Below are 23,696 nucleotides of genomic sequence, written 5' to 3'. Positions count from 1 at the left end.
GGAGTCGTTATGATAAAAGCCGCAGCGGCTTGGTTTTTAAAGCCAAAGTTACAACAAAATGAGCCGTTGAGCGATGAGCAGTTAGTGCACCAAGCACTCAAGGGGGATGCTCAGAGTAAAGCGGCGAAGCACGCGTTAATATCGCGCTTGAGCGACGATTTACTTTACTTTGTGCAAGCGCAACTAGGCAGTGTGATTGACGATACGCACACCCGTCGGCAACTGGCATTAGATATGCTGCAGGAAATATGGCTAATGTGGCTCTCGCATCCGCAGCGCTATCAAGACCAAGGTCACGGCAGTTTTAAAGCGTGGCTGTTTCGTGTCGCTCGAAATCGCGTAATTGATTATGCCCGGCGGGTTAAAGTGACGCTAGATATCGACACGGATGAAATAGCTACCATCTTGAATATAGACCATCAGCAGGTTGATAGACTCATTGCTGATGCTGAACTAGCCCAGTTATCAGCGGCCATGCAGCAGCTGCCCTTTCATCAAAAAGAGGCGCTGATGCTCCAACTCGAGGGGTTCAGCTTGGGTGAGATCGCGACCATTACTCACACCGCCAAAGAGAGTGTCAAAACCCGTTTACGCTATGCCAGAGACAAGTTGGCGATAGTACTGCAAGCAGGAGCAAAGAATGACTAAGTTAAGTGACGAGCGTTTACACCAAGCGCATCAGCGGCAAAAGCGAGAGCAGCGATTAACTGATACTGAAAAGAAGCATTTGCACCACACCTTATTTAAATCAAGGCGCATCAAGCAAGCATGGTGGATGCGAACACAGTGGCTCATGGCTTGTGCCGCTGTATTTGTGCTCGGCGCGATAAGTTGGCAGCAGTATCATGGGCCTGCACCGAGTACTTACACCTTGGCGTCTTATCAGCGTATTGAAATCTATGATTTGCAAGGCAGTGAGCAGCGCGTGCGTGTGAGTGCGGTGGTGCCCAAGGAAATTCGCAACATTGAAGATGCTGAGCGTCAATTAAGCGCGCAGTTACAGCGCCAACAACTTGCTTATGGTGCGGCAATTGAAGGTGAGTACCAGCGTATAGCGCGTGTTGTGCACCTTGATGATGATTGGCTACTTGCTGATTGCCAAGAGCAAGTGCTGCTTGCGTTGAGTGCCCCGTTATTGGCGCGTTTAAATACGCCGGCGAGGGTGCCTGAAAAGGATATGCTTATGCAGTTAGAGTTTAATATTCAAGGCCAACTCGTTGCCGTGCGTGGCGCACCGAGTCAATCATGTGGGTAGAGAGCGTGGCAAGCAGCGATGCTACTTGCCGACATTTTTATAGCGGGGTGTAGGGAACATATTTGGCCAGTTCAACCTGGAATTGTTCGACACCATCTTTGCCCTTGTACATACGCACCATCATGTAATTCATTTTGGGTGCAAACCAAGCGATTGCTTGGCGCTTATCGTTATCGTAAAGGCGCTTTACCTTAACTGTTTCTACATTGCCAATAGGTAAGGTGATGGTTTCAGTGCCGACAACCTCAAAAGCATATTCGCGACTATTACCTTTTTTATCCACTATGGGGTAGGCAAATCGCTCTTGTCCTTCAGCTAATGCTTTGCGCAGGGCTATTTGGTAAGACAGTACATCTTGATAATCTGCTTTCCAAGGGCAATCGAGCGCGTATTTAGACTCATTACTGAATACTTGTTGATTGCTGTGATCGAAGCTGATTTTGTACTCTTTATCAGGGCCTGTACCGGTGCGCTCCATGGTGTAGTAAATAGGCGTTACTTCGCCATCGGTAAATTGAAAGCGACTGGTTTCTTCACGTTCATCGGAAAAAATCATCCACTCTATATCGCTGCGGTAACTCAGTTGGTAGTGGCTATCGTCAATACGCGTGAGGGCGCGCCTTGCTTTACCGTGGCGTTCACCTTGGCGAGTGACATGGTACTCCGCGCTGTATTCAGTAAGGGCAGAGGTTGCATCGCTGGCTTGAGATTGCGCCTGTGCATCAGCGGCGAAAGAGCCGCAGCCTAACGCTGCGACCAATAAAATATTAGCTGTCCAAGTACGCGTTAAGGTCGGCACCTTGGCTAGGAAGGGTGTTGTTATCGAGCACTGCATAGTTATCTTCCATCGTCAGTCGTTGTTCGCTGAACCACTTTACTACCAACGGATAGATTATATGTTCTTGTGCATGGACCTTTTGTGCCAGCGTTTGTGCTGTGTCACCATTTTCAATGGGCACTTGGGCTTGGACAATCACAGGTCCGCCATCGAGCTCCTCGGTAACAAAGTGAACGCTAACGCCATGCACTTTATCGTTTGCATCTAGTGCGCGCTGGTGGGTGTTCAGCCCTTGATACTTAGGCAACAATGAAGGATGAATGTTCAACATTTTTCCTTTAAATTTTTGCACTAAGCTAGGGGTTAGAATACGCATAAATCCAGCTAATACAACACAGTCTGGTGAAAAACTATCAATAAGCTCACCCAGAGCCACATCGTATTCATCGCGAGAGGCAAAAGCTTTATGGTCTAGTACTTCAGCGCGGATCCCGCTATTGCGAGCGCGCTCTAGGCCATAGGCGTCGGCTTTGTTGCTGATCACCGCGCATACTTCAGCGGGAATATTTCCCGCTGCACAGGCGTCAATAATCGCTTGCAAGTTTGAGCCGCTGCCCGAAATCAATACAACGAGTCGGGCATGGGCCATTACTTACTTCCACCTAGAATTTCTACTTGCTCTTCATCAGCGCCGGCATCTTGAATTTCACCGATGTGCCATGCGTCTTCACCTGCGTCTTTCAGGATGCTTAAGCTTTGCTCTAGTTTATCGGCTGGCACAGCAATAACCATACCGACACCACAGTTAAAGGTGCGGTACATTTCGTGTGTTTCGATATTGCCGTTTTCTTGTAGCCAGTTAAATACCGCAGGCCACTGCCAGCTATCGCCTTTGATCACGGCTTTAGCTGATTGTGGTAGTACACGTGGAATATTTTCCCAGAAGCCGCCACCTGTGATGTGTGAAAGCGCATGCACATCGACTTGTTTAAGTAGTTCCAGTACCGGCTTAACATAGATACGGGTAGGTTCCAGTAGATGTTCGGCAAGAGGTTTGCCGGCAAATTCGCTGCTGGTATCTGCGCCCGACACTTCAAGTACCTTGCGGATCAGTGAATAGCCATTGGAATGAGGACCACTTGAGGCTAACGCAATGAGTTGATCGCCAGCTGCGACTTTGGTGCCATCGATAATGCCTTGTTTTTCCACCACACCAACGCAAAAGCCAGCCATGTCGTAGTCTTCACCTTCGTACATCCCTGGCATTTCTGCAGTTTCACCACCTATAAGGGCACAACCTGAAAGCTCACAGCCTGCGCCAATACCGGTGACCACATCGGCGGCGGTATCAACATCTAACTTTCCAGTGGCGTAGTAATCTAGGAAAAATAATGGCTCCGCACCTTGGACAATCAAGTCGTTGACACACATGGCCACAAGGTCAATCCCTACCGTGTCGTGCTTTTTTAGGTCGATAGCGAGGCGTAGCTTAGTGCCAACGCCGTCAGTACCAGCAACAAGAACAGGCTCTTTGTAGCCAGTGGGGAGCTGGCAGAGCGCGCCAAAGCCACCAATTCCGCCCATCACTTCAGGGCGTTTAGTCTTTTTAACAACGCCTTTAATGCGCTCAACGAGGGCGTTACCAGCGTCAATATCGACGCCAGCGTCTTTGTAGCTAAGAGACTGTTTTTGTTCGCTCACAGGTTTTCCTCAAATAAATTTAGGGGTTGCTTAGAAACGCCGGGCATTTTACAGCAAATGCCCCTTGGAGGCTAGAAAAAGGAGGACGAATGTCCTTGTTAGGCTGTGGCAACCAGCACGGCACGAAGTGGCGCTGGATACCCTTCAATGGTTTTGTTGACATCATTCGGGTCAAGGAAGTCGGCCAGCGACTCATTTTCCATCCACGACGTGCGCCGTTGCTCTGCCAATGACGTCTGATCGGTGTCAACAACGCGGATATCTTTAAAGCCGACGCGTCGCAACCACAGCTGCAATGCGTCGGTGCTTGGGATATACCACACGTTGCGCATCTTTGCATAGCGGTCTTCTGGCATCAGTACCGTGTGAATATCGCCTTCCACGACTAAGGTTTCTAACACCAGTTCACCTCCCGGGCGCAATTGCGCTCTTAGCTGTGCTAAGAAATCGATAGGGGAGCGCCGATGATAAAGCACCCCCATGGAAAATACCGTATCGAAGGCTCTTAATGCTGGTAGTTGTTCAACGCCCAAGGGCAGCAAATGCACAGCGGGATCTGGGTGATATTGTTTAATGGCTTGGAATTGACACAAAAACAAGTCACTGGGGTCGATGCCCACCACCAGTTCGGCGCCTTCACCACGCATACGCCACAGGTGGTAGCCTGAGCCGCAGCCAATATCTAGGACCTTACGATGTGATAAATCGCTGATATGGGGTAACACGCGATCCCATTTCCAGTCGCTGCGCCATTCGGTATCAATGTCGATACCAAACAGTGAAAACGGGCCTTTACGCCATGGCATAAAGCGCTTTAGTAGATGCGTTAACTGTTTACGTTCGCCGTCGCTAATGTCTTCGGCTTGGCCTATTGCGACCTGCGTACGAACATCAATGTTTGATGGCGTTAACTCAGGCAGGTTGTTCAGCACTTTTTGCCATTTTGGCATATCGCCATGACGAGCTTGGTCCTGCCAATGTTGCAACTGCCCAGGCAAGGTATTTAGCCAGTGGCTCAAATCGGTGCAGGCAATGTGTTGATAAAACTGATTAAACCATTGATTCATAACTGTTCCGTTTATTTAATTGCGACCATAGAGCAAAAGTTAAAGCACTGATACCACACTTGGGTTTGGCTAAAGCCGACATCTTGCAAGCGTTCAATGTGGGTGCTCAAGGTGTCGGTGCGCATGACATTTTCAATGGCGGTGCGCTTTTGGCTTATCTCTAATTCTGAGTAGCCATTGGCACGCTTGAAATCATGATGGAGGTCAATCAATAACTCATCGACATCGGCATTTTCGCCCTTGAGTTTTTCACTTAGCAGCAACACACCGCCGGGCTTTAGGGCGTTAAAAATGCGCGTAAGCAGGGCATGGCGTTGCTCGGGTGGAATAAATTGCATGGTGAAGTTCATCGCCACGACAGAGGCGTTTTCAAGCTTAGCATCAAGAATGTCGCCAAGCTGCACGTCAACGGGCACAGCAGAGCGAAAGCCTTGCAAATGCATGCGACAACGTTCAACCATGGCTTGAGAATTATCAATGGCGACTATTTCACAGCCACTTTGGGTGAGGTTGCGGCGCATACTTAAGGTGACGGCGCCTAGCGAGCAGCCTAAATCATACAGCCGTGTATGTGGCTGTGCGTATTTGCCGGCTAATTTACCAAGGGTGCTAACGATGGTGGCATACCCTGGTACCGAGCGTTCAATCATATCTGGGAACACCTCGACGACGTTGGCATCGAAGGTGAAATCTTTTACTTGCTGTTCAGCAGCATAAATACTGTCTTTCACTGACACTTTGCTAAGCTCTAGATAGAAACAATGACAATATTTTATCAAATTTGTTGGCGCTGTGGTGAGCTTTAGCAGCACAAATCGGCCGCATTAGGCTGCATTCGCTTTCGTTGAGTCACAAAAGGTGCCAAAAAATGTAAACAGTACTGGCTAGTTTTTCGGTTATTCAGTAAGTTAACCGCTGTAGTATGGTTTTATGCCAGTAAATAAAGATGTGAGACAGTGCATGAAAAAAAGCAAAGTAATTAGTACCGAGGATATTCTTTCCACGTTATGTCATTCGGTGACCGAGGTGTTGTCTTCTGCCAGCGGCAATAACATTAGCTATTCGGCCATGGTGCAAAAAATTACCCGCACCTGTATGCGCCCGGACATTGGCTGCTTCGTGTTATTCGATGGTGGCTTTACAGGGTTGGTGGTGACGAATTTTACCGCGCAAGCGGCGATGGAAGTCTATTCGGACTACTTGCGCAACATGGGCATGCCCGAGGAAGAGTTAGCGAAGAGCCACCTTTCTGATGATGTGTCCAATGTGCTAGGGGAGCTCATGAACCAAATTGTTGGTGATTTTACGAATAAAGTCAGAGAGCAACTGCACACTTCGATCACCCAAAACCAGCCGAAAATGATGGCCATCAACAAGCAAGTGCAAATCTCTGTGGATACCACTATGGACAGGCCTCAGGCGCGCCGTGTGACGTTTACCACACAGAACCAAAATATTTTTTACCTTGAATTGGCGATGGATAAAACGGAGTTCATCAAGCTTCATGATTTTGACATCACCGATGCGGTAGACCCTGATGACATCATTGAAAGTGCCCACGCCGATAAGCAACAAGCTGAAGAAAAAGCAAAAAAGCAGCAGGCTGAGCAGGATATCGATGACGATTTTATGGAAAACCTAGGTCTTTAATAGCCCCATACACGGCGTGTGGCTAACATGACTTGCGACCCTCTGTGACTGATGTGATGTCAGCACATGGGCCAGTGCAGCGGTGCTAAAAGAGCTGTTCCTGTTGGTGTTTTTCACCCGGGAATGGCTCAACGGCACGGTGATAATAGCCACAAAAGCGCTGCAAATCCTGGGCAAACTGGCGTGCCAGTAAAGGCGCTCCGTCGTTGTCAGCGGTGTGTAAAAACACATAAGGTGACTTGCCTTCATCTAACCACTGTTTAATCTTTGCCAACCAAGGCTGGTAATAGTGCTGATACTCATCACTTAGCGCAGCAATCACAAAACGCACCACTGGGCGTTCGCCCAAGGCCACCGCATGCACCGGTAAATGAGGTTTCTTCTGCTGTGCGTCAATAATGGCGTCATTATAGGGGGAGACTGCAAACAGCGCCCGGGTGTCCATACAAACACGATCAATATTATGTTGATGTAAAAATCGGTTCAGTGCGCGCTCGCTGTCACCTTTGGTAAAAAAATCGCGGTGGCGCACTTCCACGCTGTAGTGCAAGTCTTTGGGTAGTTGGGCAATAAAGTGCTGCAGTCGGGGGAGGTGCGTTGGCGCAAAGCTTGCTGGCAATTGCAACATCAAGCTGCCTACTTTGCTGAATAGGGGCGCCATTAGTTTAAGCCAGTGTGTGAGTTCCTCGTGCGGAGCTTGCAAGGCACTGTCGTGGCTAAAACGCTTTGGAAATTTAAAGGTAAAGCGAAAGTGCTCATCACTGCTGTGCAGCCAGCGCTTTACCACATCGGGGCTAGGATCGGCATAGAAAGTGGTGTTTCCCTCCACGGCATTAAATACTTCGCTGTAACGGGCGAGCATCTGTGATTGCTGACAGTGTTGGGCAAATAATTGTCCTTTCCACGCGGTATTAGACCACTGTGGACAACCTAGATAAAGCATGGCTAAAGCACGGTTCATAGTGATTGGCAGCTATGCTAGCACAGCTTTATGGCTTTAGGTGCTCAATAAGTATGCAACTCGGAGTTTGCTTCGTGACATTGACAGCCGTTTTTATATAATTGACGCAATTAATTTGGCCACTGCGTGCTTAAACCAATGCGCGCTTACAATTAAAACAGGAATATTATGCGCTCTATATATTGCGGACACTTAAATAAAAGTCATGTCGACCAAGAAGTTACTCTGTGTGGGTGGATCAACAAACGCCGTGATTTAGGTGGTTTGATCTTCGTCGATGTGCGTGACCGCGAAGGCTTGGTGCAGGTGGTGTTCGACCCGGAAGTCGAAGGGCTTATGGATGTGGCGAATAAACTTCGCCAAGAATTCTGTGTACAAGTCAAAGGGGTAGTCCGCGCTCGCCCTGACAGCCAAGTCAACAAAGACATGAGCACAGGGGAAGTGGAAATTCTGGGTACTGGCCTTGAGATCATTAACCGCAGCGACGCTCTCCCACTGGATTTTAACCAGCAAAACTCCGAAGAGCGCCGTCTAAAGTACCGTTACTTGGATCTTCGCCGCTTAGAGATGAGCGACCGCATTAAGTTGCGTGCCAAAGCCACAAGTTTTGTTCGCCGCTTCCTTGATTGCAATGACTTCCTCGATATTGAAACGCCGGTACTGACCAAAGCGACTCCTGAAGGAGCACGTGACTACCTTGTGCCAAGCCGTGTGCATCATGGCAGCTTCTATGCACTGCCGCAGTCGCCACAGCTGTTTAAACAACTGTTGATGATGTCTGGTTTTGATCGTTACTACCAAATCGTTAAATGTTTCCGTGATGAAGATTTGCGTGCCGACCGCCAGCCAGAGTTCACGCAAATCGATATCGAAACCTCATTTATGAGTTCAGACCAAGTTCGCGGTGTCACTGAAAAGCTGATCCGTGATATGTGGCAAGAGTTGCTGAATGTTGACTTAGGCGAGTTCCCAGTAATGGCCTATAGCGAAGCCATGCGTCGTTTTGGTTCAGACAAGCCTGACCTACGTAACCCGATGGAGCTTATTGACGTTGCTGATTTGGTTAAAGACGTTGAGTTTAAAGTGTTCTCTGGCCCTGCTAATGATGAAAAAGGCCGCGTAGCCGTACTTAGCGTGCCAGGCGGTGCGTCGTTATCACGCAAGCAAATTGATGAGTACACCAAATTTATCGGCATCTATGGCGCTAAAGGTTTAGCCTGGATGAAGGTCAATGACCGCAACGCGGGTGTGGAAGGCGTGCAATCACCGATTGCTAAATTCTTGAACGAAGAGGTGATCACCGCCTTACTTGAACGCACCAATGCGCAAACTGGCGATATCATTTTATTTGGTGCCGACTCACGCAATGTGGTCAATGAAGCCATGGGTGCGCTGCGCTTGAAAATTGGTTTAGACCTTGAGCTAACTGATTTAACTAAATGGGCGCCATTGTGGGTCGTAGACTTCCCGATGTTTGAAGAAGACGATGAAGGCAATCTACATGCTGTTCACCACCCATTTACTGCGCCAAAAGATGTCAGCCCAGAGGAGCTGGAAGCGAACCCTGCCGGTACGCTGTCTGATGCCTACGACATGGTTCTTAATGGTTACGAAGTGGGTGGTGGTTCGGTGCGTATCCACAATAATGCGATGCAACAAGCAGCGTTCCGCGTATTGGGGATCAATGAGCAAGAGCAACAAGATAAGTTCGGTTTCCTACTCGATGCGTTGAAGTATGGTACACCGCCGCACGCAGGCTTGGCGTTCGGCCTTGACCGTCTAGTGATGTTGCTTTGTGGTACAGACAATATTCGTGATGTCATTGCCTTCCCGAAAACGACGCAAGCATCTTGTTTGATGACCGATGCCCCGAGTGTGGCAAATCCCGATGCTCTGCAAGAGCTGGGTATCGGAGTGACTGTCTCTGAGAGTGAACAAAGCGAATAAGCGATAGCGATAAAAGAAGCGGCTCAGGCCGCTTTTTTTATGCTTCAGCTTTACACTGGTCATACATACAGTTACCATTTCCATAAGCGAGAATAATAATAAGGTCAGTGGGTGAGTATAATTTTGGGAATTGACCCCGGCTCGCGCTTTACCGGCTATGGTGTCGTGCAGCAGCAAGGGCATAAGTTCCATTACTTGGGCAGTGGCTGTATTAAGCTAGGTGACAACGCTTTCCCGTTGCGTCTAAAAATGATTTTCCAAGGCGTCAGCCAACTCATTGAGCAATTTAACCCTACCGCGTTTGCCATAGAGCAAGTGTTTATGGCCCACAATCCTGATTCGGCATTAAAGCTAGGACAAGCTCGGGGCGCAGCCATTGTTGCCGCGACCTTGGCCGATATTGACGTGTCAGAATACTCCGCGCGGCAAGTGAAACAAGCAGTGGTTGGGCGAGGCTCTGCGGAAAAGGCACAGGTACAACACATGGTGAAGCATATCTTGAAACTGCCAGCCACGCCGCAAGCAGATGCCGCCGACGCCTTGGCTATTGCTATGTGTCATGGCCACTCACAACAAAACTTAATAAAACTGTCCGGTCAAGCACGTAAAACCGTGCGCGGACGCTTGAGGTAACAATGATAGGACGAATTAGAGGATTGTTGGTTGAGAAGCAGCCCCCTGAGGTGTTAGTGGAAGCAGCGGGCATTGGCTATGAAATCAACCTCCCCATGAGTTGCTTTTATGCACTTCCCGAGTGTGGCGAACAGGTCACCTTGTATACCCACTTTGTGGTGCGAGAGGATGCGCAGCTGTTATTTGGGTTTAACACCAAAAACGAACGCGCCCTGTTTCGTGAATTATTAAAAGCCAATGGGGTAGGGCCTAAATTAGGCCTAGGTATTTTATCGGGGATGTCGGCAGAGCAATTTATCCATTGCGTTCATCATGGCGATGCAAGCACCTTAGTAAAGCTTCCTGGCGTTGGCAAAAAAACCGCAGAGCGGTTAGTGTTAGAAATGAAAGACAGGCTTAAAGATTGGGGTCCTGACTTATTTACCCCTCACACTGATTTGGCACCAATAGATGCGCCCAATGGCGATACTTTGGTCGCGAGTAATGCCCAAGACGATGCGGTTGCCGCACTTGAGGCTCTGGGTTATAAAAATGCTCAGGCAGTGAAGTCGGTAAAAGCAGTTGCGAAGCCAGGCATGGCCTCCGAAGAAATGATTAAGCAAGCGCTCAAAGCGATGCTATAACAGAGATACCATCATGATAGAAGCGGATCGGCTGATTGAGCCAGAGGTACAGGGTAATGAAGATGTGGTCGATAGAGCCATTCGGCCTAAGTTATTGGCCGACTATCACGGCCAACCTCATGTTAAACAGCAGATGGATATTTTTATCGAGGCTGCACGCTCACGTAGCGAGGCCTTAGATCATCTCCTTATATTTGGTCCCCCTGGGTTAGGTAAAACCACGTTAGCCAATATTGTTGCTAATGAACTCAATGTGAGTATTAAAACGACTTCCGGTCCGGTGTTGGAAAAAGCCGGCGATCTCGCCGCCTTACTGACAAACTTAGAAGCTCATGATGTGCTGTTTATCGACGAAATTCATCGCATGAGCCCGCATGTTGAGGAAATACTCTATCCAGCCATGGAAGACTATCAACTCGATATCATGATTGGTGAAGGCCCCGCAGCGCGCTCGATTAAACTTGATTTACCGCCATTTACTTTAATTGGTGCTACGACCCGTGCAGGCTCATTAACCTCTCCGCTGCGCGATCGTTTCGGTATTGTGCAACGTTTGGAGTTTTATTCTGTTGCCGACCTTGCTGCCATTGTCAAACGCTCCGCCGATCATCTTGGTTTAGCCGTTGACGAGCAGGGCGCTTTAGAAGTCGCCAAGCGCTCGCGAGGGACTCCCCGCATAGCTAACCGGTTACTGCGCCGAGTGCGAGATTTTGCTGAAGTTAAAGGTGATGGTCGCGTATGCATTGATATTGCCGCACAAGCGCTCGATATGGTCGATGTAGACAAAAGCGGTTTTGATTATATGGACCGTAAATACTTGTTAGCGATTATAGAAAAGTTTATGGGCGGGCCGGTGGGGCTGGATAATCTCGCAGCAGCCATCGGCGAGGAAAAAGAAACCATAGAAGATGTGATTGAACCCTATCTAATACAGCAAGGCTTTATCCAGCGTACGCCGCGAGGACGGATTGTATCAGATCATGCCTATGCGCATTTTGGTCTCAGTAAAACAACAGACTAACCTTGGCACACCATGCCGAGCGTTTTGGCTCGGCCCAACCTGCCTCATTCTCTTCCCAATATACCCAAGTCTAGGTCGACGTTACTAAGCTGACCGCCTCATAAAGCTTATTAAAAGCAGAGTAATTCACAACAGATTAAGCTGTGCTTGGTATCTTATTGCAGGCAAAAAAAAGCCCGCTAACAAAGCGGGCAAAACAACAAGTTGAAGGAAGTAAATCCAAATAAGCCAAGTGAATGAGCAACGCTAAAGTTAATCAATCAATGGCCGAGGTGGGGAATCAGAAACCACCTCTTGAACTGTGCATAAGAGCTCAATTGGTTGCGCTAGCTCAGTACAGGGTGAATATTACGGACTAAATGGGCTCTAATCAAACTAGAAAAATTATATTTTTCGGATAAAAAAATCTAATATTGAATAGTTTTTTAATATGGTATTTTTCATCGTAAAGTATGGGGTTATGTTTTCTTTATATTGATATTAAAGGGAAATATTATTTGTGTGTTTTTTTTGTTCTATTAGATTTACTAGTTTCTAACGTGTAGATATTTTGGCAAATGAAAGCTTATGCGCACAAAGTGCATAAAACGCAATTAATTTGAACTTTTGTTAGGGTTTTAGAGCCCAATAATGGCGTGTACTTTTTTACATCGCATCATTAATTAGGTGTTTAACTTGGGTTTGTAGCAATTCGTGGCAAGGCCATTGTCAGCGCTACAACGACTGGTTACACTAGTGCTCATTGTGTCGTGCTCAAAGACACGTGGAAGTTGTAAACTGCGCCTCAGGAGAAAAGACGTGGATTCTGGATTAAATTTTATTGATCTTATTTTAAAAGCCAGCTTTTTAGTACAGCTGGTGATGCTTACCTTAGTAGCTCTGTCGGTAATATCGTGGGCCATCATCATTCAGCGTCGTAAAACCTTGGGCCATGCGCTTAGTAGCGCCAAGAAATTCGAATCGCGTTTTTGGTCAGGTGTTGATTTGTCGAAGCTCTACAGTGAGATTTCGGCGCGTGGCAATAAAAGTGAAGGATTAGAAGCGTTATTTACCTCAGGCTTCAAAGAGTTTGCACGACACAAAAAGAATAATGTTCATTCTGCGGGTATGGTCACCGAAGGCGCACATCGTGCGATGCGTGTGGCACTTTCTCGTGAGATTGAGAAACTTGAAACAAGCTTGTCCTTTCTTGCAACCATAGGTTCAATCAGCCCTTACATTGGCTTGTTTGGTACCGTGTGGGGGATCATGACTGCCTTTATCGCCCTCGGTGAAGTAAAGCAAGCAACACTGCAAATGGTCGCCCCAGGTATCGCCGAGGCCTTGATTGCTACTGCAATGGGCTTGTTTGCAGCCATCCCTGCGGTTATTGCGTACAACCGCTTTGCCAACAAAGTTGAGAAAATAGAGTCGCATTACGCCAACTTCATGGAAGAGTTTTCCAATATTCTTCATCGCCAAGCGATCACCCAAGAGGTAAAGTCGAATGTATCAGCGTAAGAAACGTCGTCCGGTCGCAGAGATCAACGTTGTTCCTTACATCGACGTGATGTTGGTGCTGCTGATAATCTTTATGGCTACAGCACCCCTTATCACCCACGGGGTCAAAGTTGATTTGCCAAAGATGGAAAAATCCGAGCTGGTGGAAACTAAAGATGCACCGCCGATTATTGCCTCTATTGACGCCGACGGTAAGTACTATGTGAGTGTGGGTACCGACCCCGAAGCGCCGATGGAAGCGGTGGATGTTGCCGCTGTCATCAAACTCAAGTTAGAGCAAAACCCCGATACTCCAGTGATGATTAAAGGGTCAGGCCGCGTCAGTTATCAAGAAGTACTGCTATTAATGGACTTTTTGAAAAACGCCGGGGTACCCGAGGTGGGCTTAATGACGGAGTCGTTTGAGGATTAGCATGCAGCAGTATAAAACGCCACTTCTCATTTCCCTCGCTTTACACCTTGCGCTTATCGGTGCTTTGGTGGGCGTGGGTTTATTTCGTGATTCAACACCTGAAATCATGAAAGTGACTCTAAATACACCGAGTAATGAAGATACGCCAGAGCAAGCTGTTAGCGCCGTGTCTGTTGATCAAAAACAAGTGGAGCAACGCCTCGCTGATCTTAAGCAAAAAGAGGAAGCCAAAAGACGTGCCGAGCAACAGCGTATTAAAGAGTTGGAGGATCGCGCCGCCGCCGCCCGCAAACAGCGTGAGGCCGAAGCCGAGCAGATCAAAAAATTAGAGCGGCAGCGCCAAGCCAAAGAGCGTGAACGTAAACAGGCTGAGGCCGAAGCGAAACGTGCTCGAGAGCAAGAACGTAAAGAGCGCGAAAAAGCACGTAAAGCCCAGCAGGAAAAAGAAAAGGCAGAGCAAGCGGCTAAAGCGGCTGCTGAAAAACGTCGCAAGGAAGAAGAAGCGGCGCGCAAGGCCGAAGCTGAACGTAAACGCAAAGAGCAAGAAGCTGCCCGCAAGGCTGAAGAAGCAAGACAAAAAGCGCTGGCTGAGCAACTGCTGCAAGAGCAATTGGCTGCCGAGCAAGCGGCACGCTCGAAAGCGCGTCGACAGCAAGTGATGTCAGAAGTGGATAAATACCGCGCCCTGATCGGCCAACGCATTCAGCAAAACTTGCTATTAGATCAGAGCTACCGTGGTAAAGAGTGTCGATTGAACATTAAATTGGCATTCAACGGCTTGGTCACCAGTGTCAGTTCACTCGGTGGCGACCAGCAAGTCTGTGAAGCTGCGGTTCGTGCAGTGCGCCGTGCTGATACCTTACCGGTCTCCAAAGATCGTGATGTATTTGAAAAATTAAAAGATATTAACTTAACGGTTAAACCAGAGTTTTAGGGGAACACCATGGTAAAGATGTGCCGATACCTGTTTATTTCCATGCTAGCTAGCGTCAGTCTATGGGCTAATGCGGCCTTGGAAATTGTTATTACTGAAGGGGTCGACAGTGCCCGACCTATCGCTGTGGTGCCGTTTGCCTACGAAGGCACCGGTGAAATGCCGATGCGCATTAGTGAAGTGGTCGCCGCTGACTTGCGTCGCAGTGGTAAGTTTAAGCCTATCGCCAGCATTAACATGCCACAGCGCCCAAGTACTGATGCTGATGTAGACTACAGTGCCTGGGTTCAAGAAGGGGTGGAAGCCATTGTTGTTGGTCGTGTACAGCAACAAAATGGCGGCCGATACCTGGTCAGTTACGAGCTAATCGACGTGCTCCGTGGGCAAATAACCGGTGGCGAGACACGCATTCTCAACAACGGTAAGTTAATCAAAAGCCAAGACCATGTACTTGATGCTCGGGAAACGGTCATCACGGCGCAAAACTTCCGCCGTTACGGTCACCGTATTAGCGATGTCGTATACGAGGCGTTAACGGGCGAGCGCGGCGCATTTTTAACTAAAATTGCCTACGTCATTGTACGTGATCAGGATGATAAGCCTTATCAGCTTGTTGTGGCGGATTACGATGGCTATAACGAGCAGGTACTACTGCGCTCTAAAGAGCCACTGATGTCACCCTCATGGTCACCTGATGGCAATAAACTGGCTTATGTCACCTTTGAAAATCGTCAAAGTCAGATCTATATCCAAGATATTTACACAGGCCAGCGACAGTTAGTCACCAGCCACCCAGGTATCAACGGTGCCCCGCAATTTTCACCTGATGGCACGAAATTGGCTATGGTGCTATCAAAAGACCGTACCGGTGCTACTGAACTTTATTTGTACGACTTACAAACAAAGCAAGAGCGTCGTTTAACTCGCCACCGTAGTATCGATACCGAACCAACCTGGCATCCAAACGGCAAAGAGCTCCTGTTTACCTCGGAAAGGGGTGGTAATGCCCAGATTTATAAGTTAAATTTAGATTCAGGCCGAGTGAAACGCATGACGTTCGACGGTGATATGAATTTAAATGGCTCAGTTACGCCCGATGGCAAGCACTTAGTGATGGTAAATCGGACGCTGGGCCGTTATCACATTGCTAAGAAGGATCTTGAATCAGGCAACTTCCAAGTACTTACACGTACACGTTTGGATGAGTCGCCGAGCGTGGCGCCCAATGGCTCCATGATTATTTACAGCACGATGCATAACAACAAAAATGTATTGGCTTTGGTTTCAATGGATGGCCGTTTTAAAGCGCGTTTACCCGTACTTGATGGACAAGTAAAAGCGCCAGCTTGGTCACCGTTTTTATAATTCGCTCAGGGTATAGTCAGCTTTGGACGCATAAACTTGAATTTTATGTAAATTGCTTACTATATTAAGACAAATTGAAAATCAGGTGCTGGTTTCACTTTTTGATAATAGGAATCTACTCAATGCAACTTAAAAAAATAGTTAAAGGTCTGCTTATTGCAGTGCCAGTTATGACGCTAGCGGCATGTAGTTCTTCATCTAGCCAAGATGAAGGCCAAGCCAACGAGACAAATCAAGTTGAAACCCAAACAACTGATACGGTTGAAGTGGAAACAGTAAAACGCGAGAAAACAGCAGAAGAGAAGCTGCGCGAAAAGTATGAAGCGCTTCGTCAACAGCAAATCATTTACTTTGATTTTGACAAGGCAACCATTCAGAGCAAGTATGCTGAATTGCTACAAGCTCACGCTCAGTTCCTAACGCAGAACCCTTCTGTAAAAGTACTTATCGAAGGCCACGCAGATGAGCGTGGTACGCCAGAGTACAACATTGCACTAGGTGAAAGCCGTGGTCAGTCTGTAGAAAAATACCTACAGAGCCTAGGTGTTAACCCTAACCAAATGTCTGTTGTTAGCTACGGTGAAGAGAAGCCGATGGTTAAAGCGCGTAACGAAGAAGCGTTCGCCAAAAACCGCCGTGCAGTCTTGGTATACTAAAATTTAAAAGAGTAACAATGAAGCCGAAAATTATTTTGGCAGCCTTACTCATGAGCGGGAGCACCCAAGTTTGGGCTGCTCCCGCTCCTGTTTCAGAGGCCTCTGCCAGTGAATCAAGTGTCGAAAAACGTTTAAGCCGCTTAGAGCAAATGATGCAAACGCGTAATTTGCTTCAAGCCGATCTACAACAGCAACTGGATCTGTTGCAAGATGAAGTGAGTCAGTTGCGTGGCGTCACTGAAGAGCATAGCTACAAACTAGAAAAGGTGCTGCAACGTCAACGCGAGCTATATCAAGAAATAGAAAACCGTGTTAGCGCCGCTTATTCGCAGCAGCAACAGCCAAGCTATGATGATGGTTACAGTACGTCGAGTGCCGCGACCACCAGTGATAGCGCTGCCAACAGTGCCGCGCCGATGAGTAGCAACCTGTCGGAAAATGAAGCGTATGACAAAGCGGTCAAGCTGATCATGCAGGACAAGCGCTACGATGCAGCTATTCCTGAGTTTCAAGCATTTCTGCAAACCTATCCAGAGTCAGTATACGTGCCGAACGCACATTATTGGTTAGGTCAACTTTTGACGATTAAAGGTGATACGAGCGGCGCCAAGGGCCACTTCGAAACCGTGGTGAATCAATATACTGATTCTAATAAGCGTGCCGATGCGATGCTTAAGTTGGGTACCTTGGAACAACAGCAAGGTCAAGTCGCCAAAGCGAAGCAATTGTTTAATAAAGTGATTGCTGAGTACCCTAACACCACAGCTGCTAAATTAGCGACCGAGCGTGTTAGTAAGTTGTAGCAGATTTTGCTAAGTGTTTGCTTTTAGACCGCAGGCTGTTTAAAGCGGTCTAAAATTAGGCAACTAAGCGGAAAAACTAAAAAAAACCGAGCATTTGTATTGCACTTGGTTTTTAAATAAGTATTATAAGCGCCCGCAGCAGACGATAACCCCTCGGGGATAACGCTGCGCAAATAACGACAAAATGGGTCATTAGCTCAGTTGGTAGAGCAGTGGACTTTTAATCCATTGGTCGATGGTTCGAATCCATCATGACCCACCATTTTTCGTTATCCAGGCATTGCCTGCTCAAGAAGCAAGCAAGGTGTTGGGTCATTAGCTCAGTTGGTAGAGCAGTGGACTTTTAATCCATTGGTCGATGGTTCGAATCCATCATGACCCACCATTTTATATAAAGCCTACTATCTAGCGATTTATTCGCAATGATGGGTCATTAGCTCAGTTGGTAGAGCAGTGGACTTTTAATCCATTGGTCGATGGTTCGAATCCATCATGACCCACCACTTTACATCATCAGCTACATGCGTAGCGCACTTTCTCATATTGAAAGACACCAGTTATGGGTCATTAGCTCAGTTGGTAGAGCAGTGGACTTTTAATCCATTGGTCGATGGTTCGAATCCATCATGACCCACCATTGCCTTTTCTCATTATTACCCCAACTTCTTATAATTAAGCGCACAAGAATCTAGTCGTAGCGCAGACCTTTGCTTCTTTTTAGCGTCATAGTTTCGTATAATTACGGCAATACTTTTGCAATGTAGATGTAGTTTGACCAGTATGGGTATTAGCGAGAATATCATGCCGGAGGATTATATTTTTCCTCCTAAGCCAGCTCCTCTTTCTGATGAGCAGAAACAGCAGCACAAGGCGCGCATTAAACAATTACTGCAAGAAAAAAATGCAGTGTTAGTGGCGCACTATTATACCGATCCAGAGATCCAGGCCCTAGCAGAGGAGACCGGCGGCTGCGTGGCAGACTCGTTGGAGATGGCTCGCTTCGGCGCGCGCCAAGAGAACGCTGATATGATCATCGTTGCGGGTGTGCGGTTTATGGGTGAGACAGCGAAGATCTTAACTCCAGAAAAAACCGTGGTCATGCCTACCCTAGAGGCAACTTGTTCATTGGATGTGGGTTGTCCAATTGATGAGTTTAGCCGCTTTTGCGATCAGCATCCTGAGCGTAAAGTAGTCGTGTATGCGAATACTTCAACGGCTGTGAAAGCGCGCGCTGATTGGATCGTTACTTCATCGTGTGCGTTAGAAATCGTTGAGCATTTAGATAGCGAAGGCGAGAAGATCATTTGGGGCCCAGATAAGCATCTAGGTAGCTACATTCAAAATCAGACCGGCGCTGATATGATCATGTGGAATGGTGCATGTATTGTTCATGATGAGTTTAAGACTAAAGCGCTCAAAGATATGAAAGCGCTGCACCCTGATGCAGCGGTCTTGGTGCATCCTGAGTCACCTGCTGAGATAGTTGAACTTGCTGATGCCGTAGGCTCCACGAGTCAGCTTATAAAAGCGGCACAAACCATGGATAACAAGAAGTTTATTGTTGCCACCGATCGCGGTATTTTCTATAAAATGCAGCAGCTGTGCCCAGAGAAAGAGTTTTTTGAAGCGCCGACCGCAGGTGAGGGCGCAACGTGTAAAAGTTGTGCCCACTGCCCGTGGATGGCCATGAACGGTCTCAAAGCCATAGAGGAAGCGCTCATTGATCCGCAAGGCAAAGAGGTGTTTGTGGACATGGAACTGCGCCAAGGCGCACTGCGCTCGCTTAATCGCATGCTAGACTTCACCGCCGCCATGGCACGCTAACGGTGTTTTACTAACCAGTTGATTTGGTTTTGTTAAAAACACCTTGCAACCCCGGCAGTGATTGCATAGTATATGCGGCGCTGCCAAGGCAGCGAAAAGTGCGGAGAGGTGGCTGAGTGGCTGAAGGCGCACGACTGGAACTCGTGTATACGTTAATAGCGTATCGAGGGTTCGAATCCCTCCCTCTCCGCCATTAATTCAACACAAAAACGCCCAGCATTATGCTGGGCGTTTTTGTTTCAGTGTCCGGCCGCAAGCTTATTCCCATCCATCAACCTCCACTTTGTAGGTAAGGCTTTTAGCCTTACCTACAAAGTTTAGTCAGGCTAAAGCCCGACCTACAGAGAGGTTGTGTTGTAGGCAAGGCATTGGCCTTGCGATTGTCAGGCTAAAGCCCGACCTACAGGGGGGGTTGTAGGCAAGGCAATGGCCTTGCGGTTGTCAGGCTCAAGCCTGACCTACAGAGAGGTTGTGTTATAGGCAAGGCATTGGCCTTGCGATTGTCAGGTTAAAGCCCGACCTACAGGGGTTGTTTGTAGGCAAGGCATTGGCCTTGCGGTTGTCAGGCTCAAGCCCGACCTACAGGACTGTGTTGTAGACAATGCATTGGCCTTGCGGTTGCCAGGCTCAAGCCAAACCCATAGGAGTTGTTTGTAGACAATGCATTGGCCTTGCGGTTGTCAGGCTAAAGCCAAACCCATAGGGGTTGTTTGTAGACAAGGCATTGGCCTTGCGGTTGCCAGGCTCAAGCCAAACCCATAGGATTGTGTTGTGGGCAAGGCATTGGCCTTGCTGTTGTCAGGCTCAAGCCAGACCTACAGGGAGGTTGTGTTATGGGCAAGGCATTGGGCTTGCGATTGTCCGACTCAAGCCCCAACCGACAGAGATACTTGCGCATTGCTGCTTGCGTTACTATTCCCTACTCACACTTTATTTGCTGCTCACCGAGGTGATATACGTTATTAACGGCGACATAGCCACCAGAGAGAATGGCGGTGGCGGGCAGAAGTATCGGCGTGAGTAATATCCCAGAGAGAGAATAATAAGTGTTTGTCTCTTCAGCTACGTTAACAATGCGTAAAGTCTTCTTATCTGACGAGAGCTCACACTTGCGCTCTACATAAGGGGTATCGCTGGGCATCACAACGCAGGCGCTACAGATGATACACAGCGTGGCTACAACGAGTGATTTAAGGTATTGCATCGTAGTCCCTTCGCTTAAGCTAGTTCATCGGCGACTTCAGCTATTTTTTGCCGTAACCATACGTGGCTGACGTCGCGATGTAATAGCGGCGACCAAATCATATCCAACTCAAAAGGCGCGATGGGGAAAGGCGGCTCTAAAATGGTGAGCCCGGGATCGTCTTTGTAAATTTTTGCGGCTTTGGAGGGCAAGGTAGCAATGAGATTTTGCTCCTTGGCCAAATGAATAGCGACGTGGTAATTACGGGTAAAGGTGGCGATATTTCGATGCTTACCAAAGTGTGCTAAGGCTTCGTCCACCCACCCGAGTTTTTGCACATCCTCTGGGTCCATGCCCACACCCACACCAAAACCGGTTTTGCTGACCCAAATATGGCGGGCATGAAGATAGCTGTCGAGGTTAAAGTTATTTAAAATCGGGTTGTCTGATTTGACCAAACACGAGAAGCTGTCTTTCCAGATACGTTTATGATGAAACGATTGAGGCAGTTTTTCAAAACGGTTAAGCGCCATATCAACCTTGCCATTTTCAACATCATGAAAGGTCACATCACTGGGCGTAAGAATATCCAAAGTGGTATCCGGGGCTTCCTCATGTAACTTACTCAGTAATCGTGGAGCCAAGGTACTGGCTGCATAGTCACTGGCCATCATGCGAAACACACGCTTACTGCTTTGCGGCTCAAAGTCGCGATTCGGTGCAAGCGTTTCCTCTAACGTCATGAGCACGCCACGGATCACGGGTTGCAGCTCCAGTGCGCGCTCAGTGGGAACCATGCCCTCACTGGTGCGCACCAGCAGCGGATCATTAAGCAGATTTCGTAAGCGTTTTAAACCATTACTCATTGCCGGCTGAGTAATACTCAACTGATTCGCGGCCTTTGTTACATTGCATTCGCGAAGCAAAGTATCAAGATAGACGAGTAGGTTTAAATCAATCTTATTTATATTCATTACTTGCTGCCATTTTTATTATTTATGCCTAGTGTAGCTTAAAGGTGGCTAAGAAAACACACTACCAATGATGTATAAAGCGTTGGCACTGTGGGTAGGGATAAACCTGCTTATACTCACCTTGAGTGATTTTAGCTTGTGCTTGGCGCCAGTAGGCGGGGTCGAGAAGCTCAGGGTGAGTGGCCAGTAGTGCTTGTTTGTGCACCGGGTTGGGTAATACAAAGGTGCTTAGCTGCTCGGGGAACACATCGTTAGGTGCGACCGACAAAGTGCTTTCTTCGCCGCAGGCATCGTCATGGCCAAGCTCGCGAAACTGCATATCGGTGAGGTACTGCACTTCGTCATAGTCATAAAATACCACTCGGCGATGTTTCGTCACGCCAAAGTTCTTTAATAACATATCACCGGGAAAGATATTGGCGGCAATCATATCTTTGAGTGCTTGGCCGTATTCATCAATGGCTTGTGCGGCTTTAGTACTATCCACTTCTTGCAAGTATAAGTTCAACGGCGTCATACGGCGCTCAATATACAAATGCTTGATGATGAGCATGTCGCCTTCAATACGAATAGAGTTGGCAATACTCGCCTTAAACACCTCAAGTAGTGGCGCGCTAAAGCAGCTCAAAGGTAAAGCAACATCTGAATATTCCAAGGTGTCCGCCATGCGGCCAACACGGTCATGACGCTTAACCAACTGGTAGCGCTCGAGCACTGTTTTACGGCCAAAGGGTTTACTTGAGCCAAAGCGATCACGAATTACTTTAAACACATAGGGAAACGAGGGCAGGGTAAATACCATCATCACCATGCCGGGGGTGCCGGCGGCCAATTCAAACTGCTCATGAGCGTGACCCATATGCTCGAGTAACTCGCGGTAGAATTCTGTCTTACCTTGCTTATGAAAGCCAATGGCATTGTAGAGCTCGGCTTTGGTTTTACCGGGCATCAACTGATTGAGAAAGTGTACCAGCGCCGAAGGAGCATGAGTTTGCACCATAAAATAAGCACGGGCAAAGCCAAAAATGACCCGCATTTGCGACGACCGAGTCAGCAAGGCATCAATATACAGGCCCTTGTCACCATCATGAAGCACGGCGATGACAAAAGGTTGCGTGCCCGTTTGCGAAACCACACGGCCAACAATATAGGCGGCCTGGCCGCGATAAAAGGGCGCTTGTAAAATATCAAAGCGCATTTGGTAACTTTGCACATGAGTCTCGGGCGCTTGCTTGATAAAGGCTTTCACTAATAAACGAATGTCTCTATCGAGATTGGCAAACGCACAGCCAAATTCAAATTGCGTAATGATTTTGCGAATAGTCGGCTTAAGCCCCTCGGTGACCGGAAAATAACTACGATATTCGGCTTCCACTGGGAGCGCGGGAGCATCGGCAAGCGTGGCTTGCACAAAGATAAAGTTATTATGGTAATACTTGCGATGGAACAAGCGACAAAATACCGAGTTATAAAAGGTTTCGGCCAGCTCTGCTTGGGGGTGAAAAGTGAGGAAAGCGCGGTAACATTCTTTGGTTTGGGTCCATAAACTAGCCTGTTCAGCCGGGTCACCGACGCAATCGCGAAGCTGCGCTACAGTCTCATTCACGCGTTTGTCGTAGTAACTAATACGCTTACTGGCGATGGCGCGCATTTGGCTCCAATCGCGCTCAGCAAAAGCCGCAGGAGCCTGAACTGTTATTGATTGAAACAACTGATAGTGATGGTGAAAGCCATCAAGAATGCGTTGCGCTACGGCCTGTGCTTGCACTGGGATCCCTCTTAGAGTAGAAGCTCTAAACTAGACTATGCCAAGGGCAAGCTATGGTGCAAGCCTTATTGATATTTTTTTAACGACTTTTCTAATTGCGCCAAACGCTTTTCCGTTTGCTTAATGCGTTCGTTGTAGCGCTGCTCAATCCCCTTGATGTTAGCATTAACTTCTTTTTTCAGGGCTTTACGCTCATCATCAGACATTAAGCGTTCTAAACGCTGCTCTTCGGCGAGTGTTTTAGCGCTACGTTCACGTTTTAAAATAACCAGCCGGTGTTTAGTCGAACGTAACTGCAGTTCGATATTATCTCGGCGCTGTTCTAGCTGTAGCTCGGTAAGTTGCTTCGAAAAGTTGTTATCAAGCGGCTTAATTTCGACATTAGAGTGACGTACTTCATGCTCTTGTGCTTGCTCATCACAGGGAAACTGGCTAAACGTCGTGCCATTTTTTGTCTCGCATTTATAGTAAACGGTATTAGCCGTAGCCTGTGTAGCGGCGGCCGCACACATTGCCAAGGCAGTGGCAATAACTCTTTTCTTTGTCACTTTGATACCTCTGATCAGACCTCATTCATTTTTTAATATAGATGAACTAAAAATGAATGTCACTAAAGCAATACTAAGGTATGAAAAAGGTTC

The 23,696-nt window shown here is 47.8% G+C and carries 24 protein-coding genes and 5 tRNA genes; 19 read left to right on the top strand and 10 right to left on the bottom strand.

The window, feature by feature from the left end:
- Positions 1 to 9: 9 nt before the first annotated feature.
- Together W04_RS11445 and W04_RS11440 are read left to right on the top strand one after the other, a co-directional pair.
- The gene (locus tag W04_RS11445) at positions 10 to 648 is read left to right on the top strand and encodes an RNA polymerase sigma factor (protein WP_053910921.1); all 639 of its coding nucleotides are present in this window, start codon (positions 10 to 12) and stop codon (positions 646 to 648) included.
- The gene (locus W04_RS11440) at positions 641 to 1,255 is read left to right on the top strand and encodes a hypothetical protein (RefSeq protein ID WP_053910920.1); all 615 of its coding nucleotides are present in this window, start codon (positions 641 to 643) and stop codon (positions 1,253 to 1,255) included. Before W04_RS11445 ends, W04_RS11440 begins: the two co-directional genes overlap by 8 nt.
- A gap of 37 nt (positions 1,256 to 1,292) precedes the next feature.
- Here the strand turns inward: W04_RS11440 and W04_RS11435 are convergent, their stop codons facing one another.
- From W04_RS11435 to cmoA, 5 genes are all read right to left on the bottom strand, one after another.
- A complete protein-coding gene (locus tag W04_RS11435; protein ID WP_082342220.1) occupies positions 1,293 to 2,090 on the bottom strand; it encodes a DUF3108 domain-containing protein in 798 nt (265 codons plus the stop codon).
- Positions 2,023 to 2,682 (bottom strand): phosphoribosylglycinamide formyltransferase, encoded by a 660-nt coding sequence (gene purN, locus W04_RS11430; RefSeq protein WP_045978443.1) that lies wholly within the window; start codon positions 2,680 to 2,682, stop codon positions 2,023 to 2,025. The genes W04_RS11435 and purN overlap by 68 nt, the downstream gene beginning before the upstream one ends.
- Positions 2,682 to 3,734 (bottom strand): phosphoribosylformylglycinamidine cyclo-ligase, encoded by a 1,053-nt coding sequence (gene purM, locus W04_RS11425; protein WP_053910919.1) that lies wholly within the window; start codon positions 3,732 to 3,734, stop codon positions 2,682 to 2,684. The genes purN and purM overlap by 1 nt, the downstream gene beginning before the upstream one ends.
- A 98-nt stretch (positions 3,735 to 3,832) precedes the next feature.
- Positions 3,833 to 4,801 (bottom strand): tRNA 5-methoxyuridine(34)/uridine 5-oxyacetic acid(34) synthase CmoB, encoded by a 969-nt coding sequence (gene cmoB / locus W04_RS11420; protein WP_053910918.1) that lies wholly within the window; start codon positions 4,799 to 4,801, stop codon positions 3,833 to 3,835.
- An 11-nt stretch (positions 4,802 to 4,812) separates the two neighbouring features.
- Positions 4,813 to 5,538: a carboxy-S-adenosyl-L-methionine synthase CmoA gene (gene cmoA / locus W04_RS11415; protein WP_053910988.1), complete on the bottom strand. Its 726-nt coding sequence runs from the start codon at positions 5,536 to 5,538 to the stop codon at positions 4,813 to 4,815.
- A 223-nt stretch (positions 5,539 to 5,761) separates the two neighbouring features.
- On the opposite strand from cmoA, the gene W04_RS11410 reads away from it, so the two are divergent.
- The gene (locus tag W04_RS11410) at positions 5,762 to 6,451 is read left to right on the top strand and encodes a DUF3334 family protein (protein ID WP_022945145.1); all 690 of its coding nucleotides are present in this window, start codon (positions 5,762 to 5,764) and stop codon (positions 6,449 to 6,451) included.
- 85 nt (positions 6,452 to 6,536) lie between these two features.
- Here the strand turns inward: W04_RS11410 and W04_RS11405 are convergent, their stop codons facing one another.
- Positions 6,537 to 7,394: a DUF72 domain-containing protein gene (locus tag W04_RS11405; protein WP_053910987.1), complete on the bottom strand. Its 858-nt coding sequence runs from the start codon at positions 7,392 to 7,394 to the stop codon at positions 6,537 to 6,539.
- Between the two features lie 186 nt (positions 7,395 to 7,580).
- On the opposite strand from W04_RS11405, the gene aspS reads away from it, so the two are divergent.
- The 16 genes from aspS (at position 7,581) to W04_RS11325 (ending at position 19,323) form a co-directional block, all read left to right on the top strand.
- On the top strand, positions 7,581 to 9,359 hold the full coding sequence (gene aspS / locus W04_RS11400) for an aspartate--tRNA ligase (RefSeq protein ID WP_053910917.1): 1,779 nt from the start codon (positions 7,581 to 7,583) through the stop codon (positions 9,357 to 9,359).
- Positions 9,360 to 9,470: 111 nt separating this feature from the next.
- On the top strand, positions 9,471 to 9,992 hold the full coding sequence (gene ruvC, locus W04_RS11395) for a crossover junction endodeoxyribonuclease RuvC (RefSeq protein WP_022945142.1): 522 nt from the start codon (positions 9,471 to 9,473) through the stop codon (positions 9,990 to 9,992).
- Positions 9,993 to 9,994: 2 nt separating this feature from the next.
- On the top strand, positions 9,995 to 10,615 hold the full coding sequence (gene ruvA / locus W04_RS11390; protein WP_053910916.1) for a Holliday junction branch migration protein RuvA: 621 nt from the start codon (positions 9,995 to 9,997) through the stop codon (positions 10,613 to 10,615).
- Between the two features lie 13 nt (positions 10,616 to 10,628).
- Positions 10,629 to 11,636, top strand: coding sequence for a Holliday junction branch migration DNA helicase RuvB (gene ruvB, locus W04_RS11385; RefSeq protein ID WP_053910915.1), 1,008 nt, complete (start codon positions 10,629 to 10,631; stop codon positions 11,634 to 11,636).
- 798 nt (positions 11,637 to 12,434) lie between these two features.
- Positions 12,435 to 13,136 (top strand): protein TolQ, encoded by a 702-nt coding sequence (gene tolQ, locus W04_RS11380; RefSeq protein WP_022945138.1) that lies wholly within the window; start codon positions 12,435 to 12,437, stop codon positions 13,134 to 13,136.
- The gene (gene tolR / locus W04_RS11375; RefSeq protein ID WP_022945137.1) at positions 13,123 to 13,548 is read left to right on the top strand and encodes a protein TolR; all 426 of its coding nucleotides are present in this window, start codon (positions 13,123 to 13,125) and stop codon (positions 13,546 to 13,548) included. The genes tolQ and tolR overlap by 14 nt, the downstream gene beginning before the upstream one ends.
- A 1-nt stretch (position 13,549) precedes the next feature.
- Positions 13,550 to 14,482, top strand: a complete 933-nt coding sequence (gene tolA / locus W04_RS11370; protein WP_053910914.1) for a cell envelope integrity protein TolA — start codon at positions 13,550 to 13,552, stop codon at positions 14,480 to 14,482.
- An 18-nt stretch (positions 14,483 to 14,500) separates the two neighbouring features.
- The gene (gene tolB / locus W04_RS11365) at positions 14,501 to 15,847 is read left to right on the top strand and encodes a Tol-Pal system beta propeller repeat protein TolB (RefSeq protein WP_371741523.1); all 1,347 of its coding nucleotides are present in this window, start codon (positions 14,501 to 14,503) and stop codon (positions 15,845 to 15,847) included.
- A gap of 122 nt (positions 15,848 to 15,969) precedes the next feature.
- Entirely contained in the window at positions 15,970 to 16,503 is a 534-nt protein-coding gene (gene pal / locus W04_RS11360) for a peptidoglycan-associated lipoprotein Pal (protein ID WP_022945134.1), read from the top strand.
- Positions 16,504 to 16,520: 17 nt separating this feature from the next.
- Positions 16,521 to 17,306: a tol-pal system protein YbgF gene (ybgF, locus tag W04_RS11355; RefSeq protein ID WP_053910913.1), complete on the top strand. Its 786-nt coding sequence runs from the start codon at positions 16,521 to 16,523 to the stop codon at positions 17,304 to 17,306.
- Between the two features lie 186 nt (positions 17,307 to 17,492).
- Positions 17,493 to 17,568: transfer RNA gene (locus tag W04_RS11350), tRNA-Lys, on the top strand.
- 47 nt (positions 17,569 to 17,615) lie between these two features.
- Positions 17,616 to 17,691 (top strand) — tRNA-Lys (locus W04_RS11345).
- A 42-nt stretch (positions 17,692 to 17,733) separates the two neighbouring features.
- Positions 17,734 to 17,809 (top strand) — tRNA-Lys (locus W04_RS11340).
- Between the two features lie 58 nt (positions 17,810 to 17,867).
- Positions 17,868 to 17,943 (top strand) — tRNA-Lys (locus W04_RS11335).
- Positions 17,944 to 18,086: 143 nt separating this feature from the next.
- A complete protein-coding gene (gene nadA / locus W04_RS11330; protein WP_053910912.1) occupies positions 18,087 to 19,130 on the top strand; it encodes a quinolinate synthase NadA in 1,044 nt (347 codons plus the stop codon).
- 102 nt (positions 19,131 to 19,232) lie between these two features.
- Positions 19,233 to 19,323, top strand: a tRNA-Ser gene (locus tag W04_RS11325).
- 726 nt (positions 19,324 to 20,049) lie between these two features.
- Here W04_RS11325 and W04_RS11320 read toward each other — a convergent pair.
- The 4 genes from W04_RS11320 to W04_RS11305 all read right to left on the bottom strand — a co-directional run bounded on the left by W04_RS11320 (position 20,050) and on the right by W04_RS11305 (position 23,603).
- Positions 20,050 to 20,334 (bottom strand): hypothetical protein, encoded by a 285-nt coding sequence (locus W04_RS11320; protein ID WP_053910911.1) that lies wholly within the window; start codon positions 20,332 to 20,334, stop codon positions 20,050 to 20,052.
- Positions 20,335 to 20,348: 14 nt separating this feature from the next.
- Positions 20,349 to 21,287, bottom strand: coding sequence for a LysR family transcriptional regulator (locus W04_RS11315; RefSeq protein ID WP_022945972.1), 939 nt, complete (start codon positions 21,285 to 21,287; stop codon positions 20,349 to 20,351).
- Positions 21,288 to 21,348: 61 nt separating this feature from the next.
- Positions 21,349 to 23,055, bottom strand: coding sequence for a bifunctional isocitrate dehydrogenase kinase/phosphatase (aceK, locus tag W04_RS11310; RefSeq protein ID WP_053910910.1), 1,707 nt, complete (start codon positions 23,053 to 23,055; stop codon positions 21,349 to 21,351).
- Positions 23,056 to 23,120: 65 nt separating this feature from the next.
- Positions 23,121 to 23,603, bottom strand: coding sequence for a DUF4124 domain-containing protein (locus W04_RS11305; protein ID WP_130147574.1), 483 nt, complete (start codon positions 23,601 to 23,603; stop codon positions 23,121 to 23,123).
- Between the last annotated feature and the right edge of the window lie 93 nt (positions 23,604 to 23,696).

The organism is Pseudoalteromonas sp. SW0106-04 (genome assembly GCF_001293805.1).
GTDB lineage: Bacteria > Pseudomonadota > Gammaproteobacteria > Enterobacterales > Alteromonadaceae > Pseudoalteromonas > Pseudoalteromonas ruthenica.
This window is presented reverse-complemented; position numbering and strand designations above follow the sequence as displayed.